This window comes from Flavobacterium sp. A45, assembly GCF_002001005.1.
In the GTDB taxonomy this organism is placed as follows: domain Bacteria; phylum Bacteroidota; class Bacteroidia; order Flavobacteriales; family Flavobacteriaceae; genus Flavobacterium.
The window spans coordinates 229,210-246,303 of record NZ_MUNX01000146.1; the positions used below are offsets into that span (position 1 = coordinate 229,210).

Annotated in this window: 17 protein-coding genes; 8 read left to right on the top strand and 9 right to left on the bottom strand. The window is 35.1% G+C overall.

The features are described 5' to 3' along the window. Positions 1–33: 33 nt before the first annotated feature. Complete coding sequence (locus B0E44_RS17440) at positions 34–1,377, top strand: deoxyguanosinetriphosphate triphosphohydrolase (RefSeq protein ID WP_077378270.1); 1,344 nt, start codon at positions 34–36, stop codon at positions 1,375–1,377. Positions 1,378–1,449: 72 nt separating this feature from the next. Here B0E44_RS17440 and B0E44_RS17445 read toward each other — a convergent pair whose 3' ends face one another. Beyond that, positions 1,450–2,460 carry a DUF3078 domain-containing protein gene (locus B0E44_RS17445; protein WP_077378273.1) on the bottom strand — a complete coding sequence of 337 codons (1,011 nt, stop codon included), beginning with the start codon at positions 2,458–2,460 and terminating at the stop codon, positions 1,450–1,452. 40 nt (positions 2,461–2,500) lie between these two features. Next, complete coding sequence (locus B0E44_RS17450; RefSeq protein ID WP_077378276.1) at positions 2,501–4,282, bottom strand: 1-deoxy-D-xylulose-5-phosphate synthase; 1,782 nt, start codon at positions 4,280–4,282, stop codon at positions 2,501–2,503. 38 nt (positions 4,283–4,320) lie between these two features. On the opposite strand from B0E44_RS17450, the gene B0E44_RS17455 reads away from it, so the two are divergent. Further along, positions 4,321–4,764 carry a nucleoside deaminase gene (locus B0E44_RS17455; protein ID WP_077378279.1) on the top strand — a complete coding sequence of 148 codons (444 nt, stop codon included), beginning with the start codon at positions 4,321–4,323 and terminating at the stop codon, positions 4,762–4,764. Between the two features lie 60 nt (positions 4,765–4,824). Beyond that, on the top strand, positions 4,825–5,586 hold the full coding sequence (locus B0E44_RS17460; RefSeq protein WP_077378282.1) for an SIMPL domain-containing protein: 762 nt from the start codon (positions 4,825–4,827) through the stop codon (positions 5,584–5,586). 221 nt (positions 5,587–5,807) lie between these two features. On the opposite strand, the gene B0E44_RS17465 is transcribed toward B0E44_RS17460, so the two are convergent. Further along, a complete protein-coding gene (locus B0E44_RS17465) occupies positions 5,808–6,671 on the bottom strand; it encodes a DMT family transporter (protein ID WP_077378285.1) in 864 nt (287 codons plus the stop codon). Between the two features lie 111 nt (positions 6,672–6,782). Here B0E44_RS17465 and B0E44_RS17470 point away from each other — a divergent pair, with 111 nt between their 5' ends. Next, positions 6,783–7,163: a heavy-metal-associated domain-containing protein gene (locus tag B0E44_RS17470; protein WP_077378288.1), complete on the top strand. Its 381-nt coding sequence runs from the start codon at positions 6,783–6,785 to the stop codon at positions 7,161–7,163. A gap of 115 nt (positions 7,164–7,278) precedes the next feature. Here the strand turns inward: B0E44_RS17470 and gldD are convergent, their stop codons facing one another. The 4 genes from gldD to mutY all read right to left on the bottom strand — a co-directional run bounded on the left by gldD (position 7,279) and on the right by mutY (position 10,864). After that, positions 7,279–7,842, bottom strand: a complete 564-nt coding sequence (gldD, locus tag B0E44_RS17475) for a gliding motility lipoprotein GldD (protein WP_077378291.1) — start codon at positions 7,840–7,842, stop codon at positions 7,279–7,281. A 7-nt stretch (positions 7,843–7,849) separates the two neighbouring features. Beyond that, positions 7,850–9,145, bottom strand: coding sequence for a gliding motility-associated protein GldE (locus B0E44_RS17480; protein ID WP_077378294.1), 1,296 nt, complete (start codon positions 9,143–9,145; stop codon positions 7,850–7,852). 23 nt (positions 9,146–9,168) lie between these two features. Continuing rightward, positions 9,169–9,609: a single-stranded DNA-binding protein gene (locus B0E44_RS17485; protein WP_077378297.1), complete on the bottom strand. Its 441-nt coding sequence runs from the start codon at positions 9,607–9,609 to the stop codon at positions 9,169–9,171. 217 nt (positions 9,610–9,826) lie between these two features. Then, positions 9,827–10,864 carry an A/G-specific adenine glycosylase gene (mutY, locus tag B0E44_RS17490; protein ID WP_077378300.1) on the bottom strand — a complete coding sequence of 346 codons (1,038 nt, stop codon included), beginning with the start codon at positions 10,862–10,864 and terminating at the stop codon, positions 9,827–9,829. Positions 10,865–10,997: 133 nt separating this feature from the next. On the opposite strand from mutY, the gene B0E44_RS17495 reads away from it, so the two are divergent. Together B0E44_RS17495 and B0E44_RS17500 are read left to right on the top strand one after the other, a co-directional pair. Continuing rightward, positions 10,998–11,288, top strand: a complete 291-nt coding sequence (locus B0E44_RS17495) for an HU family DNA-binding protein (RefSeq protein ID WP_035634379.1) — start codon at positions 10,998–11,000, stop codon at positions 11,286–11,288. Between the two features lie 381 nt (positions 11,289–11,669). Beyond that, complete coding sequence (locus tag B0E44_RS17500) at positions 11,670–13,214, top strand: ribonuclease E/G (protein ID WP_077378303.1); 1,545 nt, start codon at positions 11,670–11,672, stop codon at positions 13,212–13,214. Between the two features lie 122 nt (positions 13,215–13,336). Here B0E44_RS17500 and B0E44_RS17505 read toward each other — a convergent pair whose 3' ends face one another. Beyond that, the gene (locus tag B0E44_RS17505; protein ID WP_077378305.1) at positions 13,337–14,722 is read right to left on the bottom strand and encodes a pitrilysin family protein; all 1,386 of its coding nucleotides are present in this window, start codon (positions 14,720–14,722) and stop codon (positions 13,337–13,339) included. Positions 14,723–14,781: 59 nt separating this feature from the next. Next, positions 14,782–16,083 (bottom strand): pitrilysin family protein, encoded by a 1,302-nt coding sequence (locus tag B0E44_RS17510; protein ID WP_077378308.1) that lies wholly within the window; start codon positions 16,081–16,083, stop codon positions 14,782–14,784. A 251-nt stretch (positions 16,084–16,334) separates the two neighbouring features. Between B0E44_RS17510 and rplU the strand changes: the two genes are divergently transcribed. Together rplU and rpmA are read left to right on the top strand one after the other, a co-directional pair. Next, the gene (gene rplU, locus B0E44_RS17515) at positions 16,335–16,769 is read left to right on the top strand and encodes a 50S ribosomal protein L21 (RefSeq protein WP_077378311.1); all 435 of its coding nucleotides are present in this window, start codon (positions 16,335–16,337) and stop codon (positions 16,767–16,769) included. 22 nt (positions 16,770–16,791) lie between these two features. Then, positions 16,792–17,052 (top strand): 50S ribosomal protein L27, encoded by a 261-nt coding sequence (gene rpmA, locus B0E44_RS17520; RefSeq protein WP_077378314.1) that lies wholly within the window; start codon positions 16,792–16,794, stop codon positions 17,050–17,052. The last annotated feature ends 42 nt before the right edge of the window (positions 17,053–17,094 follow it).

Genomic DNA, 17,094 nt, shown 5'->3' on the forward strand with positions numbered 1-17,094 from the left:
TCTATCTTTGAAAACAAATCCGAAAAATACATCATGAACTGGGAACAATTATTATCACTAAAACGACAAGGAGATACAGGCAAAAGACTAAGAATCGAACAAGACGAAACCCGTTTGGGCTTTGAAGTCGATTATGACCGAATCATATTCTCCTCCGCTTTTAGAAGTTTACAGGACAAAACACAGGTGATTCCGCTTTCCAAAACCGATTTTGTGCATACTCGTTTAACTCACAGTTTGGAAGTTTCGGTTGTTGGGCGTTCTTTGGGACGATTGGTAGGAAAAAAAATATTAGAGAAATATCCATATTTACAGGAAGTTCACGGTTATCAGATGAATGATTTTGGAGCTATTGTGGCTGCGGCATCTTTGGCACACGATATTGGGAATCCACCATTTGGACATTCGGGTGAAAAAGCGATTGGCGAATATTTTTCGATAGGAAATGGACTTAAATACAAAGATCAATTGTCAGCTAAAGAATGGCAAGACCTGATAGATTTTGAAGGAAATGCCAATGGCTTTTCGGTTTTGAACAGTTCGCGTCCTGGTGTTGAAGGTGGAATCAGACTTTCCTATGCTACCCTTGGTGCTTTTATGAAATACCCAAAAGAGAGTTTGCCTAAAAAGCCAACTAAAAACATAGCCGACAAGAAATATGGTTTTTTTCAAACCGACAAAGCTTTCTTCAAGGAAGTCGCTACCGATATGGGAATGATAACCAATAAAACAGGAAATGATATTGGTTTTGAAAGACATCCTTTAGCTTATCTTGTTGAAGCGGCAGATGATATTTGCTACACCATAATTGATTTTGAAGACGGAATCAATTTAGGTTTGGTTTCCGAAGATTTTGCTTTGGAATATTTAATTAAATTGGTAAAAGACAGCATTGATACTTCTAAATACAAGACTTTAGAAACCAAAGAAGACCGAATCAGTTATTTACGAGCACTTGCCATTGGAAGTTTAATCAACGATGCAGTAAAAGTTTTTATTGAAAATGAAGAGGCAATTATGCAAGGTAAATTTCCTTTTTCCTTAACCGATAAAAGCAAGTACAAAGCCCAAATGGACGATATCATCAAGATTAGTGTGAAGAACATTTATCAAAGCCGTGAAGTGGTAGAAAAGGAAATTGTTGGATATCAAATTATACAAACGCTTTTGGATAAATTCGTAACGGCTTTCAATAATAAATTCGAAGGAAAAATGTCTAATTATGATAATCTTATTCTGAAAATGTTGCCCGAAAAGCATCATTTGGAAAAAGAAAATCTATACGAAAGATTGCTTCATATTTGTCACTTTGTTTCAATGCTCACAGATGGAAATGCATTGTTGTTTTACAAAACAATAACCGCGGCAAAAAGTTAGATTTTAAAAATGAAGACAAAAATGCCCTCAAACAGTTTGCTGCTTGAGGGCATTTTGTTTTAGTTTTTTGATTTAAAAAACATATTCAAGGCCAATTCCCAATACTTGTTTCAATTGGACTTTTGCTCCTTCATTGATTTTTACGCCATTTTCTTCTTTAATGACATCAATATCTTCGTCATAAACCAAATTGAAACCAACGTTTGCTTTTATGTATTCATTCACTTTTAAATCCGCGTAAGATTGCCAATCAACATCTATGTTTCCAAAATTATGCAGATAATCCGTATATAAATTCAAACGGTTTTTTATAGTAATGTTTGTGAAAATTTCTCTTTCAAAATAAGAAGATGCTAGTATGCCAAGTTCTGTTTTCGAACGATCTCCTTCTATAATTAAATTGCCTTGTGCATCATAAACCGCCTTCTTAACACCATAGGCCCCGGCATTGGCTAAATCTTGGTCAAGTACAAGCGTGCTTTTTAATGTTAAAGGAGAAATATAAGCATTAAATTTTTCAGGTTTATAAATGTAATCAGAGCCAATACCTAAAAAGGTGTATGCTGGTGCAAATGGTTTTGAAATAGGATCTTTGGTGTTTGGATAATTATATCCATCCGTGAATTGGGTATTGAAGTTGAATTTGGCCGAATGATACCAATTTGATGAGGTATCCGTTCTGTATCCATATGTGGAATTGATTTTAAAAACATCATCTGTTTTTCTGAGTTCAATTCCTTCCTGTTTGTTCATGCCATATCTAAAAATAAGTTCATTTGACCAAACTTGGTTGTCGTCTTTATAATCTCGTTTAAGATGCCCTCTTATCAGTCCAGTTATTGAACTAGTTCCCCCTGCGCTCCAATTGACAAAGGCAATTTCTGAAATGTCAATACCTAAAAGATTTTTGTTGGACCAATAGGAAATAGTGTCTGGTTTTGAAGTTATGATGGTTGTAAGAGCCTGATCAATTTTGTTTGCGTTTATGGTATCCGCTTTACTGGTAATTATTCTAATTTGTGCGAAACCACATATTGAAAACAGTAGGAATAGAATTAAAATGGGTTTAGTTGCAAAATTCATAGTAAGTCTGTGGTGTTTTAAGGTTGCAAAATAGTTAATTTCAATAACTTGAAAAAATTATTTCTAAACTATTAACGGAAATACCACAATATTGTTGTAGTTCATCAACGGTGCCTTGCTCAATAAATGAATCTGGAATTCCTAAAAGCTGTATTTTAGAATTATAATTATTGGCTGCGGCAAATTCTAGAACAGCACTCCCAAATCCTCCTTTGATTACACCATCTTCAATAGTAATTAAAGTTTCATATTGGTTAAAAATAATATGCAGCAGCTTTTCATCAAGTGGTTTGATAAAGGCAAAGTCATAATGCGCAAAATTTTCAGGCTGTTGTATTTTGGTAAGTGCTAATGTTACATTACAGCCAATTGCGCCAGTTGATAATACAGCTGTTTTTGATCCGTTTTTTAGCAGTTTTGCTTTTCCAATTTCGATAGTTTCGTATTTGCCAAAATTGGATGTTTGCCAATCTTTAATCACACCTCGACCACGAGGATAACGAACCGCAATAGGATGATTTAACCCCAATTGTGCGGTATATAAAATATTCTGTAAATCAATTTCATTCAAGGGTGCATAAATAATCATGTTTGGAATGCACCGCAGGTAAGCTAAATCAAAAACGCCATGATGAGTGGCGCCGTCTTCACCAACCAAACCGGCTCGATCCAGACAAAAAATAACCGGTAAATTTTGCAAAGCTACATCGTGAATCACTTGGTCATAAGCTCTTTGTAAAAAAGTGGAATAAATATTGCAATACACAATCATTCCTTGGGTAGCCATTCCAGCTGCCAAAGTCACAGCATGCTGTTCTGCAATTCCTACATCAAAAGCGCGTTTTGGAAAAGCGTCCATCATGAATTTTAACGAACTTCCAGATGGCATTGCCGGAGTTATGCCAACAATTTTTTCGTTCTTTTTGGCCAAATCTAATATGGTTAATCCAAAAACATCTTGGTATTTTGGAGGTAAATTTTCTTCCTGTTTTGGGATGATTTCGCCAGTTGTGGCATCAAATTTACCTGGAGCGTGATATTTTACCTGATTTTCTTCGGCCTGTTGGAGACCTTTCCCTTTGGTGGTAATAATATGCAGGAACTTCGGGCCTTTTATTTTTTGCAGACGCTTCAATTCTTTGATCACCGCAAAAAGATCATTGCCGTCAATTGGTCCTGAATAATCGAAATTCAATGACCGAATCATATTATTCTGTCTTGGATTCTTTCCGTCTTTTACGGAAGTGAGATATTTTTTGAGTGCGCCCACACTTGGGTCAATTCCGATTGCATTGTCGTTGAGGATTACCAATAAATTAGCATCGGTAACTCCAGCGTGATTCAAACCTTCGAATGCCATTCCTGATGCTATTGAAGCATCTCCGATAACCGCAATATGCTGTTTTTGGAAATCACCTTTTAAATTGGACGCAATCGCCATTCCGAGTGCTGCCGAAATAGAAGTGGAGGAGTGGCCTACGCCAAAAGTATCATAAATGCTTTCGCTTCTTTTTGGAAAACCGGAAATACCGTTTAATTGACGGTTGGTATGAAAAGTGGTTCTTCTTTCAGTCAGGATTTTATGCCCGTAAGCTTGATGTCCCACATCCCAAACCAATAAATCTTCGGGAGTGTTAAAAACATAATGCAAAGCAATTGTTAGCTCTACCACGCCAAGACTGGCGCCTAGGTGACCTTCTTTTGTGGCAACAATATTGATGATGAAATCACGTAATTCTTGTGCCAATTGAGGAAGTAACGCTTCGTTAATTAAGCGTAATTCGGCAGGATTGTTGATATGTTGAAGTAAATTGTCAGGCATAAAGCAAATGTACAAATTGAATTCTTATTTTTGCAACTATGATAAACCCTTTCACCGACGAGTACTTCATGAAGAAAGCTTTGCAGGAAGCCGAAATGGCTTTTGATAAAGGCGAAATTCCTGTTGGAGCTGTTATTGTGGTCAATAATACCGTCATTGCTCGGAGCCATAATTTAACCGAGTTACTTAATGATGTTACTGCCCATGCCGAAATGCAAGCCATTACCGCCGCTGCTAATTTCCTTGGCGGAAAATACCTGAAAGATTGCACACTTTACGTAACACTGGAACCTTGCCAGATGTGCGCCGGCGCTTTGTACTGGAGCCAGATTACCAAAATTGTTTATGGCGCCAGTGACGAACACCGCGGTTTTATGAAAATGGGAACACAACTGCATCCCAAGACTGCCGTTGTTGGTGGGGTTTTGGCGAATGAAGCTTCGGAGTTGATGAAACAATTTTTTTCTGCTAGAAGAAAGTAAAATTCGAAATTAAATATAATAATTTACTTATATTTGTTTGAATAACTAATTTTTACTTATATGGAAAGTAAATTGAAATCATCAATAATTATTTGTCTAGGAATAATTATAACGGCTTGGATATTGGGAAGTTCTTTTCAAAACAGAAATAAAAATTTGGATGCAATATCCGTAATTGGTTTAGGAACAAAGGATTTTGTTTCAGATGAAATCTTATGGTCAGGCAGTTATACTGCTACAAATATGGATATTAAAGAAGCTTACAATAAAATCATATCCGACCAAAAAATTGTTTCTGCTTTTTTTATTAATAAAGGATTTAAATCTTCAGAGTTTAGTTTTGGGGCTGTTAATTTTCAAAAAAAGTACCGTCAAATTACTATTGAAAATTCTGAAAACCAATATGATAAAAAATACGAACAAATATTTGACGGTTATCAAGCAACACAATCTATTGTATTTGTAGCCAAAAAAAATCCAGATTTGATGAAACGGATAGAATTAGTTTCTAGTAAAACTTCTGAATTAATTAATTCCGGAATTGAATTAACTTCTAATACAATGCAGTACACGTATTCTGGTTTGCCTAGCTTGAAACAAAGCCTTATAGAAAAAGCGACCAAGGATGCCAGTGAACGTGCTAATAAAATTGTAAAAACGGCAAATGGCACAATAGGAAAACTTAAAAATGCGAACATGGGAGTTTTTCAAATAACAGGACAGGGCTCAACAGAAGAGGATAGTTATGGCGGAATTAATGATACCGAAAGTAAAAATAAAACCGCAAGAATAACAGTTCGATTAGAATATGAGTTGGATTAATAAGTAGTGTTTTCTGTTGAAAACGAATTTTATATCTCAGATTGCTTCACTTATTTTTATTTTCATAGAAGTTCAGTGAACTTCGCTTGCAACGGAAATCTTTTTTTAATTTTCCTTTAAAAATAAAAAAGACTGGACACGAGTGAAATGAATTGACGCAGTAAATAGCTCCTAAAAAAAAGAATGCAGAAATTAGATAGTTGCAAACTGCTATCTAAAGACTACTTTTTAGCGGATAAATAAACGCCAACCAAAATAATAAACGCCCCAATACACTGAACAAATGTCAAAACTTCATTGTCCAGTAATCCCCAAAAGAAAGCAACAATTGGAATTAAATAAGTTACTGATGTAGCAAAAACAGGCGACGAAACCTGAATCAATTTAAAGAATATAATGTTGGCAATTCCTGTTCCAACCACTCCCAATATCAATATAAACCAAAGAGAATGCTGTACTTTTTCGACATGAACCATGTCAAAAAAATCACTAAAAAACAAAATCCCTAAAGCAGGAAAAAGCAAGATCAGAAAATTTCCTGTTGTAATGCTTAAAGGTGTCAAATCCGATAAATATCTTTTGATTAAATTGACATTCACGGCATAACAAATTGATGCAATTATAACCAGAATGGCGTAATAATAATTTTGTTCGGGATGGTTGGCCGCCCCATTAAAAACCAAAAGCATACTTCCTAAAAGCCCAATGATTACTCCCCAAATTTGACTTCTTCTAAAAGTAATTCCAAAAAAAGCGGCACCCAAAATCAAGGTGTTCAAAGGTGTCAAAGAATTTAATATGGCTGTAATTGAACTATCAATCTCGGTCTCGGCTATGGCAAAAAGATAAGCAGGAACAAATGTCCCGAACAGTGAAGTCAACGCAATGTATTTCCATTGATGATGTGGAATTTTAAGCAAACTCTTAAAACCAATCAAAAGCAGAAAAAGTGCTGCAAAAATAATTCGTAATGATCCCAATTGAAAAGCTGTCAATCCAATTAATCCTTTTTTTATCAATATGAAAGAACTTCCCCAAATCAAGGATAGAACCAATAAATAAACCCACTTCAACTGCTTTGTCATCGTAAACACTATTTTGATGCAAAATTGTGAAAATTTTAAAAACTTCCGCCTCTTTTTTCATTAATTTTGCAACCAATCAGAAGAAACTAAATCAATTAAAATAAGATCATTATGAATTTTACAAAATCAATCGCAATTATAGCACTTTCGGGATTGTTTTTTGCAAGCTGTAAAGACAATAAAGCAGAAGTAAAAACGGAAGCTGCTTCAACAGAAGCAACAGCTCCAAAAGTAAAAAAGGAAATTGCAGCTGCTAATTTGCAGACGGCTAGTTTTAAAATTGAAGGAATGACTTGTGCTATAGGATGTGCTGCAACAATTCAGGAAGAATTAACAGCCTTAGATGGTGTACAAGAAGCCAAAGTAGATTTTGATAAAAAAGTGGCTACTGTAACTTTTGACAAAACCGTTCAAACCCCAGAAAGCTTAACTAAAGTGGTACAAGAAACCGGTGACGGAAAAACATATAAAGTTTCTGATATGAAGTCTTAACTTCTAGTGAATAGTTATTAGCTAAAAGTAAAAGCTAATAACTTTCATTTAAAAAAAGCATTCGTTTTTGACGAATGCTTTTTTTATGCCTTTACTAACGACTATTCACTAAAAACTATTTCCACTTTATGGTTTCCATCAGGCGTTGCATGTCGTTTTTGATATAGCTGACTGCCGGCATAATGGAATCATAATTGGGTTTGGCATAAAAATAAACCGAGCCTGTCACAAAATGACTGATGCTGTCGGTAGCATAAAACTGTGAATTGGTGGCCGCATTCCCATCTACCTGATAAAACATTCCATATACTTTTTTATCTGGGTTTAGATATGGCTGTTCCAAGATGTCGTCCGCTTTGATGACATGCTCGTATGTTAGTTTTTGAGCATCTCGAAGTAATTTATTTATATTGTTATTCACCGGCTTATAAGTTAGGTAAATAGTGGCTTTCATTTTTGGATAGGTGATTGAGTATCCGCAATTATTATCTTCTTTGACAACTGCTTTCGAATTCATGTCAAATTCAAATGGGCAATGCCCTTTAAGGGTAACATATTCCGCTTCTGGGTAATCCAATCTTAAATAACCAGAAGGTTTGGGTAAAACATCATTTTTGCATCCCAATACGGTATAAAAGAATGTAAAAAGGATTGCTATGGCTGTAATTTTTTTAAGCATTTTAATTTTATTCAATCGTTACTTTAATTTGTTTGACACGTTTTTGATCTGCCGCTTCGATGACAAACGTACAGTTTTCAAAAACTATTTTTTGTCCTTTTTTGGGAAAATTACCTAAAATTTCAAGAATAAATCCTGCCAATGTTTCTGCTTCCCCTTTTTGTTCTTCAAATAAATCTTCATTCACATTGATAATCCTGTAGAAATCCTTCAGGTATATTTTGCCTTCAAAAATATAATTTTTATCATCAATTTTAGAAAAATTAACGGGCGTATCATCATATTCATCACTGATTTCGCCAACAATTTCTTCAATGACATCTTCTAATGAAACCAATCCTGATGTTCCTCCATATTCATCAACTACGATTGCTAGATGGCTTTTCATGCTTTGAAAATCTTTGAGAAGATTGTCCAATTTTTTATTCTCGGGAACAAAGAAAGGCTCTCTTATTAAAGTGGTCCAATCAAATTCATTATCATTGATGTACGGGAGCAAATCTTTAACAAACAGAACGCCTTCTATTTGGTCAATATTGTCTCTGTAAACAGGAATTCTCGAGAAGCCCTTTTCGATTATTTTGGGATAAATTACCGCAAATGACTCTGTAATTTCCAAAGCAAAAACATCAATCCTTGGACTCATTACCTGTTTGGTGTCGGTATTGCCAAAAGATACAATCCCTTCCAATATTTTTTGTTCTTCGGTTGAGGTGTCGTCAGTAGCGGTTAATTCCAAAGCTTGTGATAGTTGGTCTATTGAGAAATTTGATTTTTGTTTTCCTAATTTATTCTGCAAAAATAGAGTTATTGAACGCATTGGAATACTTACCGGCGACAATATTTTGTCTAATCCGGAAACGGGATAAGCAATTAATTGAGCAAATTTAATAGTGTTTCTGCTGGCATATACTTTTGGTAAAACTTCGCCAAAAAGCAACAGCAGGAAAGTGATTAAAATAACTTCGGTTATGAATTTTAGAACTGGGGATTGTATCGCTGCAAAAAGATCTTTTCCAACAAAAGAGAATAAAATAACTACTGCGATGTTAATGAAATTATTGGCTACGAGTAATGTAGCTAAGAGTTTTTTTGGTTTTTCCAAAAGGCCAGCTAATATTTTTCCTTTGGAGTTGTTTTTCTGAATGGAATCATCCAAATCTTTTTGAGATAAAGAAAATAATGCTACTTCGGCGCCCGAGACCAATGCGGAGCAAAACAGCAAAATTATAATTCCGATAAAACCGAACACTAAGGTAAGGTCAAGTTGAGTGGCAATCTCTAAACTGGGCTCTGGGTCCAAATTAAAATAAATTAGTTAAACAATTAAAACGGCAAATCATTGATTGGCAAGTCTTTATTTTGAGCGTCAAAGTTAGTGTTTTTTGTCGATTCTGAAGAATTTAATGCTTTATTGCTTTCAGTGTCTTTTTTTGTGGTTAAAAAAGTAAACTCAGTTACCTGAATTTCCATGGTGTGTTTGGTAGAGCCATCTTCGGCTTGCCATTGTCTGGATTTTATGCGCCCTTCCACGTAAATCTTATCTCCTTTAGAAAGGTATTTTTCGCAAATTTCGGCCGCTTTGTTTCGTACAACTAGATTGTGCCATTCTGTGGAAGTGATTTTTTCGTTGGTTGTTTTGTTTACGTAGACTTCATTGGTTGCCAATTGAAATCTGCCGATGCAGTTTCCCCCGTCAAAATAATGCATTTTGACATCGTCGCCAAGATGGCCTATAAGCATTACTTTATTTAATGTTCCGTTCATGATTTGGTGGTATTTCTATCAAAGGTACATTATTTTTTGAAAACTATTTTTATTGGATTTCCAGAAATAATTAAGGGTTCTGGGTTTCGGATGTGAACCTTTGTCAAAGTTCAAAACTTTGACAAAGGTAAAATCCTTTTATCAAGCTTATGTAAAACAATGTTCTTTCTGAAAAACTAAACATCTTGTTTATGGCTTGGGGCACCCCCAACTAATTTTACAATTTTTCTTCCATGAAATTATGAATTACTATTGGGAACGGGAAAGTTTTGGCTGTTTCGATGTTAATCCCATTTTCGATTGTGCCTTTTAATGTGGCTTTCCAAAATTTAATATGCAAATGCTGATGTGATAGTTTATGAATGATGCTTTCTTCATTGTATTCTAACAAACTCTCTATTTTGTTTTCCTGAAAAAAGTGCTGGCTGATTTGCTGAGCTACTGTTTCAAAATCTTCGACCTTATCTGTCTCTATCAATGGAAACTCATATAGATTGTGCCAAATCCCTTTGGCGGTTCGTTTTTGGATTATGGTGTTTTCTAGATCATCGACGGCTACTATATAATTAAAGTAGCGATTACGGACTTTTGTTTTCTTTGATTTTACAGGCAATTGATCCACTTTCTTCTTTTGTAAAGCGGCACAGCTATTATTAAAGACACATTCTTCGCAATTTGGATTTTTCGGAACGCATTGAAGGGCGCCAAATTCCATTATGGCCTGGTTGAACTGCGCTGGGTTATCTTTCGGCATTAGTTCGAAAGCCAAAGCGGCGAATTCTTTTTTAGCAGAAGCTTGTGCGATATCGGTTTCCAACTCAAAATAACGCGAAAGTACCCTGAATACATTTCCGTCAACCACGGGAACACATTCATTATAGGAGAAAGATGCAATTGCGGCGGCGGTGTATTCTCCAATTCCTTTTAGTTTTAATAAGTCGTTGTAGTTATCGGGGAAAACACCATTCATTTCAAAAGCGATAGTTTGGGCGGTTTTGTGCAAATTCCGGGCACGGGAATAATACCCTAATCCTTGCCAAAGTTTTAAGACTTGTTCCTCATTAGCGTTAGCCAAATCAAAAATGGTCGGAAAAGCCTCTGTAAAAGATAAAAAATAAGGCGTTCCTTGAGCTACTCTTGTCTGTTGCAGCATGATTTCGGAGAGCCAAATTGGGTATGGATTGGTCGTTTTTCGCCAAGGTAAATCACGCTTGTTTTGTAAATACCACTTAATTAAGATGTTATGAAAATTCATTGTAAAAAATTTGTAAACAAAAGTAATTGTTTATGTAATTAAAATTTAACGAATTAGGTTGATTAATTGTTTTTTAAATTCATATATTTGCAAACTCAAAAAAATTATTACAACATAATAAAAAGGAAAGAAAATGACGAAAGCAGATATCGTAGCGAAGATTTCAGAAAAATTAGGTCTTGAAAAAGGGGATGTGCAAGCAACCGTAGAGACTTTTATGAACGAAGTGAAAAACTCACTAGAAACTGGTGACAATGTTTACCTAAGAGGTTTCGGTAGTTTTATCGTTAAAACAAGAGCTGAAAAAACTGGAAGAAATATTTCCAAAAATACCACTATTAAAATTCCAGCGCACAACATTCCTGCTTTTAAACCAGCAAAAGTTTTTGTTGAAGGTGTAAAAGTGAACAACGAAGCAAAATAACACTATTAATTAATCATAAAATCTATTAGATATGCCAAGTGGTAAAAAAAGAAAGAGACATAAGGTAGCGACGCACAAACGTAAAAAAAGAGCGAGAGCTAACCGTCACAAAAAGAAAAAGTAGTTTTAAACTACTTTTTTCTTTTTTAAGTTCATTGAAATCGAGAATTAGTGTTCAGTGCTCAGTTTTTAGTCATCAGTTTTACTGCAAACTTAATACTGCTTACTGTCAACTAATTTTCCCCGGGTACAATACCTGTTAAATTATTGTTTAATCCATCCTTGCTGAAAAGTTGATGGTTGGTAGTTGATAGTTGATGGATTTTCCAACAACTGACAACCGACAACCTACAACCAATAAGTACGGATAAAAATTTACAAATGAATAAAGAATTAATCATTCGATCTAGTTCTGATTTCGTAGATTTTGCCTTATTAAAAGATGGAAAACTAATTGAATTACACAAGGAAGAAGAGAAAAGCAACTTTCAAGTAGGTGATATTTTTATTGCCAAAATAAGAAAGCCAGTTGCTGGACTTAATGCTGCTTTTGTAAACGTTGGCTTCGAAAAAGATGCCTTTTTACATTATCACGATTTAGGCCCTAATTTAGCTTCCCAACTGAAATTCATAAAACTTGTAAGCGCAGGTAAAATAAAAGATTTCTCCCTAAAAACCTTTCAGTTTGAAAAAGAGATAGATAAGAATGGTACAATTACAGATGTAATCAGTGCCAATCAATCTGTTTTGGTACAAGTTGTCAAAGAACCAATATCGACCAAAGGGCCAAGGATAAGCGCTGAGCTTTCTCTAGCCGGAAGATTTATTGTTTTGGTTCCGTTTTCTGACCGAGTTTCTATTTCGCAAAAGATAGAAGACAAAAAAGAAAAGGAACGTTTGAAACGTCTTGTACAATCAGTCAAACCAAAAGGATTTGGCGTTATTGTTCGCACAGTAGCCGAAGGCAAAAGTACAGTAGAATTAGAAAAAGATTTGCAGAACCTGCTTAGCAGATGGACTGCAATGTGTAAAAAATTACCAACTGCTCATCATCCTTCCAAAGTATTAGGAGAGCTCAACAGAGCTTCTTCAATATTAAGAGATGTATTCAATGATACTTTCAGTAGTATTCAGATTGATGACGAAGAGTTGTACAACCAAACAAAGGATTATCTGCAAGAAATTGCACCATCCAAACAATCAATTGTTAAGTTCTATCAGTCCAAAGACACTCCAATTTTTGAGAAATACAATATAGAGAGACAAATCAAAACTTCATTTGGGAAAACTGTTTCCATGAGTAAAGGGGCTTATCTTATTATAGAACACACAGAAGCTTTACACGTCATTGACGTAAATAGCGGAAACCGTTCCAATAAAGCTACCAACCAAGAGGATACAGCCATGGAAGTTAATATGATTGCAGCCGCCGAAATAGCGAGACAATTGCGTCTTCGTGATATGGGCGGAATCATAGTAGTTGATTTTATCGATATGTCGAATCCCGAAAATCGTAAAGTCTTATTCGACTTCTTGAGAGAAGAGATGAGCGACGATAAAGCGAAACACAAAATCTTACCACCGAGTAAATTTGGGTTGGTCCAAATTACCAGACAACGCGTAAGACCAGAAGTTAATATAAAAACTAGAGAAGAAGATCCAAACAATGAAAATGGCGAAATTGAAGCGCCAATATTAATCATTGACAAAATCGCTTCCGATCTGGAAAGAGTTTTAAAAACCCACAATAAAGTAGTGCTTAATGTACATCCGTTTGTGGCTGCATACCTCAGTAAAGGTTTTCCATCATTGCGTTCAAGATGGTTTTTTGAACACAAAAAATGGGTGAAAATCATACCACGTGACGCTTACACGTATTTGGAATATCATTTCTACGATAAAAAGGGAGATGTTATTAAGGAATAAAACAAAAACCGCCTTTCGTGAGATTGGCGGTTTTTTTGTGCTTATTTGTAAAATGTTTCTGTTAATAAATTAGCTCAAATCCTTCGAATTAGCGAGCTATTATGTAATCTAGATTGATTTTGCTATTTTATGGAAGGCGATTTTTTTAAAGTCGGTTTTTCCAGAGGATTTCCGTATTTGTCAAAATGAAACATCGGAATTTTTAGTTTTTCCAATCCAGTAAATATCTCCGATTTTTTCCCAGCAATTACAATTCTGATATTGTCGATTAGGAAATATTTGTTGGCGACACGTAATATATCCTCGGTAGTTACTGCATTTATGGTTTGGATGTATTTTTCGTAAAAATCTGCGGGTAGTTTTTCGGTTTCTATGTTTAAGGCATATCTAGCAACAGCTTGGGGTTTTTCAACCTGCATCACAAATCTACCAATGTAGCCTGCTTTTACGGTTTCTAATACTTCATCGCTTACTTTCTCTGTGCGGATTCTTTTAATTTCTTTGATAAATTCAACAACGGCACTATCGGTAACTGCATTTCTTACGGCGGATTTAGCGAAAAATTTGGAAGTGTATTTCCCAGCGCCTATACTAGATCTAGCGCCATAAGTCCAAGCGTTTTTCTCGCGCAAATTCATATTCAAATAACTATTGAAATCCCCTCCCAGAATTTGATTTGCAATTACGGCAGGAAAAAAATCTGGATCGCCCATTTTTAAATTTACAGTATTCACCAGTGTAATTTCAGATTGGACTGCATTAGGGACATCTACCAAGTTGATTTGTAGGTTTGATGTATTTGCAGGAATGTCATATGTTGTTTTTGGAGTGTTTTTTTTCTCCCAAGTGCTAAATAGTTTTTCTACGACTACTTTTGTATTCTCGTATTTGACATCGCCAACAATTACTAAATAGGCATTTTCAGGAACGAAGTAGGTTTTATAATTTGTCTCTACATCGGTAAGCGTAATGTTGTGTAATGTTTCTTCGGTCATGAATTCACCTGAAGGATGGTTTTTTCCAAAAGCCAGAACATCTACAACGCGACTAGCGATTGCGGGAACACTTTTTTCTTCGGCTTTCATGCCTTCTATTAGTTTGGCCTTTTCTTTGTCGAAGTCTTCTTGAGTGAAATTTGGATGTAAGACACCTTCTGCCATCAGTTCCAAAACTCTTACGCTATATTTGGAAAGTGAATTTGCCGTAGCTCCGTGTGAACTGAAATTAATATCTACACCCCAAAAGTCAATCTCTTCATTGAAAGCAGCTTTTGTTGTTATCTTGCTGCCATTACCAATTAAATTGCTTGTTAATTCATCAACTCCTTTTTTATTGCCTTCAGTAAATGGGGCATTGTTTAAGGTTAGATTAAAGGATACTCTTGGTAATTTATGATTTTCTACAATCAATATTTTCATTCCGTTATCCAAAACAAAGGTTTGCGGTTTTTTTATATTGATTATGGGTGATTTTCCTGGTTTGGGTTGCGTGCGATCGTTTACTTGCATAGTTCCTGTTGCTAATGAAAGGATGAATATTGTACTTATCTTTTGTAATTTGAGCCTGCTTAATCAAGAGGATTTGCTGGAATGTAGTCTAAGACTAGGCGTTGATTTGGGTTAAGGTATTTGTTGGCGACCTCTCTTATTTCTTCTCTTGTGATAGAATGGTAGAGTTCAATTTCTGTGTTGATTAGGTTGATGTCTTTATAGAGCAAGTAATAAGTTGCTAGATTATTGGCAATTCCTTCAATAGTTGCATTAGTATTCACGAAATTATTGTCGAACTTGTTTTTTAGTTTCTGAAAATCTTTTTCTGAGATTAAGTCGGTTTGAATTTTTGCAATTTCTTCGTCGATTTCTTTTAGCATATCGGTGATGGTAAAATTGCCCATAGGCAAACCATATATAATATACATACCATAATCTTCTTGACTAAAGCCTACAGCTCCAATTTGCAGCGCCATTTTTTTATCGTCTACCACTTTTTTGTATAACCTTGAGCTTTTTCCATCGCTCAAATAAGAAGATATTAAGTCTAATACTCGTGCATCTCTGCTTTTCATTGATGGAGTGCGGTAACTGGCTACAAGCATCGGGATTTGGATGTTAGGATCCTTGTAGGTTGCTTTGATAGTTTGTGTTATTGGTTCCTCCAGAAAGCTTTTTTTAGGAACAACTTCTCCTTTGGGAATTGGGCCAAAATATTTTTGAATCCATTCTTTTGCTTGTTTTTTTTCAAAATCCCCTGCGACCACCAAAACGGCATTGTTGGGCAAATAGAATTTTTTGTTGAATGCCTGAAATTCTTCTAGTGTCGCAGCATCTATATGTTCCATTGATCCGATTGTTGTCCAGCGATAAGGATGATTTTTGAACATATTCTCTTTTACCGCAGCAAGTATATTTCCGTATGGTCTGTTGTCGTAGCTAGTTCTTTTTTCTTCTTTTACGACTTCGTTTTGAGTGTCGACTCCAATTTGGTTGATTATTGGGTGCATTAATCTTTCGGATTCCATCCAAAGTCCCAATTCTAAATTGTTTGAAGGAAATATTTCGTAATAATAGGTTCTGTCGTCACTAGTGTTGGCGTTATTGGTTCCTCCGTTTGAAGTAACTATTTTAAACCATTCGCCTCTCTCGATGTTTTTGGTTCCTTCAAATAATAAATGTTCAAAAAAATGTGCAAAACCCGTTCGATCTGGATTTTCGTCTTTGGCGCCCACATGATACATTACGGAGGTAATCACAACGGGAGCAGAATCATCATGATGTAAAATAACATGTAAGCCATTGTCTAAATCGTATTCCTCGAAAACTACTTTTTGAGCTGAAGCAACTCCTCCTAATGTTAATACAGCACTTGACATCATTGTTTGTTTTTAATGGTAATTGTTTATTGATTTTGTCGGAGCAAAAATACCTTTTTTTATGCTGTAGAAAGTAAGCAAATTCATCATTAGGAATATATTAACGTTATTTTCCTTTGCAAGGGTAATCGCTTCAAAATTAAGATGAAATAGATGTTGAAAAAGCTATGAAATATTTTTTTAGTAAAGAATTGCAGAGTAAATATTTAATTGTATATTTGCAACCTTAAAAATTATTAAAACAATTCAGTATGTATGCAATCGTAGAGATAGCAGGGCAACAGTTTAAAGTAAGCAAAGACCTAAAGGTTTACGTTAATCGTTTGACAAATGAAGAAGGATCAAAAGTTTCTTTTGACAAAGTTTATTTAGTTGATGATAACGGTTCAATCTCAATAGGCGCCCCAGCTATAGAAGGTGCTTCAGTAGAAGCTAAAGTGTTACAACACTTAAAAGGAGATAAAGTTATCGTTTTCAAAAAGAAAAGAAGAAAAGGATACAAAAAAAGAAACGGTCACAGACAATATCTTACTCAAATTGTAATTGAAGGTATTACTGCAGGTGGAACAGCTAAAAAAGCAGCAGCTCCAAAAAAAGCAGCAGTTGAAGCAACTACAGAAGAAGCTGAAGTAGCTCCTAAAGTAAAAAAAGCTCCAAAAGCTAAAAAAGAAGATACACAAGAATAATAACAAAATAAACTAATACGTCATGGCTCACAAGAAAGGTGTCGGTAGTTCCAAGAATGGTAGAGAATCAGAATCAAAACGTTTAGGCGTAAAGATTTTTGGTGGTCAAGCTGCTATTGCTGGGAACATCATCGTAAGACAAAGAGGTTCAAAACATAATCCAGGTGAAAACGTTTACATTAGTAAAGATCACACCCTACACGCAAGAGTAGATGGAGTTGTTTTATTCCAAAAGAAAAAAGATAATAAATCTTATGTTTCTATACTTCCATTCGAAGCATAATCATAAGAATTAAATATTATTGCAAAACCCGTTTCGAAAGAA

Bases quoted from the DNA above. Each gene is read 5' to 3' on its own strand.
- B0E44_RS17440 (WP_077378270.1), top strand. From the start codon at position 34: ATGAACTGGGAACAATTATTATCACTAAAACGACAAGGAGATACAGGC.
- B0E44_RS17445 (WP_077378273.1), bottom strand. From the start codon at position 2,460: ATGAATTTTGCAACTAAACCCATTTTAATTCTATTCCTACTGTTTTCA.
- B0E44_RS17450 (WP_077378276.1), bottom strand. From the start codon at position 4,282: ATGCCTGACAATTTACTTCAACATATCAACAATCCTGCCGAATTACGC.
- B0E44_RS17455 (WP_077378279.1), top strand. From the start codon at position 4,321: ATGATAAACCCTTTCACCGACGAGTACTTCATGAAGAAAGCTTTGCAG.
- B0E44_RS17460 (WP_077378282.1), top strand. From the start codon at position 4,825: ATGGAAAGTAAATTGAAATCATCAATAATTATTTGTCTAGGAATAATT.
- B0E44_RS17465 (WP_077378285.1), bottom strand. From the start codon at position 6,671: ATGACAAAGCAGTTGAAGTGGGTTTATTTATTGGTTCTATCCTTGATT.
- B0E44_RS17470 (WP_077378288.1), top strand. From the start codon at position 6,783: ATGAATTTTACAAAATCAATCGCAATTATAGCACTTTCGGGATTGTTT.
- gldD (WP_077378291.1), bottom strand. From the start codon at position 7,842: ATGCTTAAAAAAATTACAGCCATAGCAATCCTTTTTACATTCTTTTAT.
- B0E44_RS17485 (WP_077378297.1), bottom strand. From the start codon at position 9,609: ATGAACGGAACATTAAATAAAGTAATGCTTATAGGCCATCTTGGCGAC.
- mutY (WP_077378300.1), bottom strand. From the start codon at position 10,864: ATGAATTTTCATAACATCTTAATTAAGTGGTATTTACAAAACAAGCGT.
- B0E44_RS17495 (WP_035634379.1), top strand. From the start codon at position 10,998: ATGACGAAAGCAGATATCGTAGCGAAGATTTCAGAAAAATTAGGTCTT.
- B0E44_RS17500 (WP_077378303.1), top strand. From the start codon at position 11,670: ATGAATAAAGAATTAATCATTCGATCTAGTTCTGATTTCGTAGATTTT.
- B0E44_RS17505 (WP_077378305.1), bottom strand. From the start codon at position 14,722: ATGCAAGTAAACGATCGCACGCAACCCAAACCAGGAAAATCACCCATA.
- B0E44_RS17510 (WP_077378308.1), bottom strand. From the start codon at position 16,083: ATGTCAAGTGCTGTATTAACATTAGGAGGAGTTGCTTCAGCTCAAAAA.
- rplU (WP_077378311.1), top strand. From the start codon at position 16,335: ATGTATGCAATCGTAGAGATAGCAGGGCAACAGTTTAAAGTAAGCAAA.
- rpmA (WP_077378314.1), top strand. From the start codon at position 16,792: ATGGCTCACAAGAAAGGTGTCGGTAGTTCCAAGAATGGTAGAGAATCA.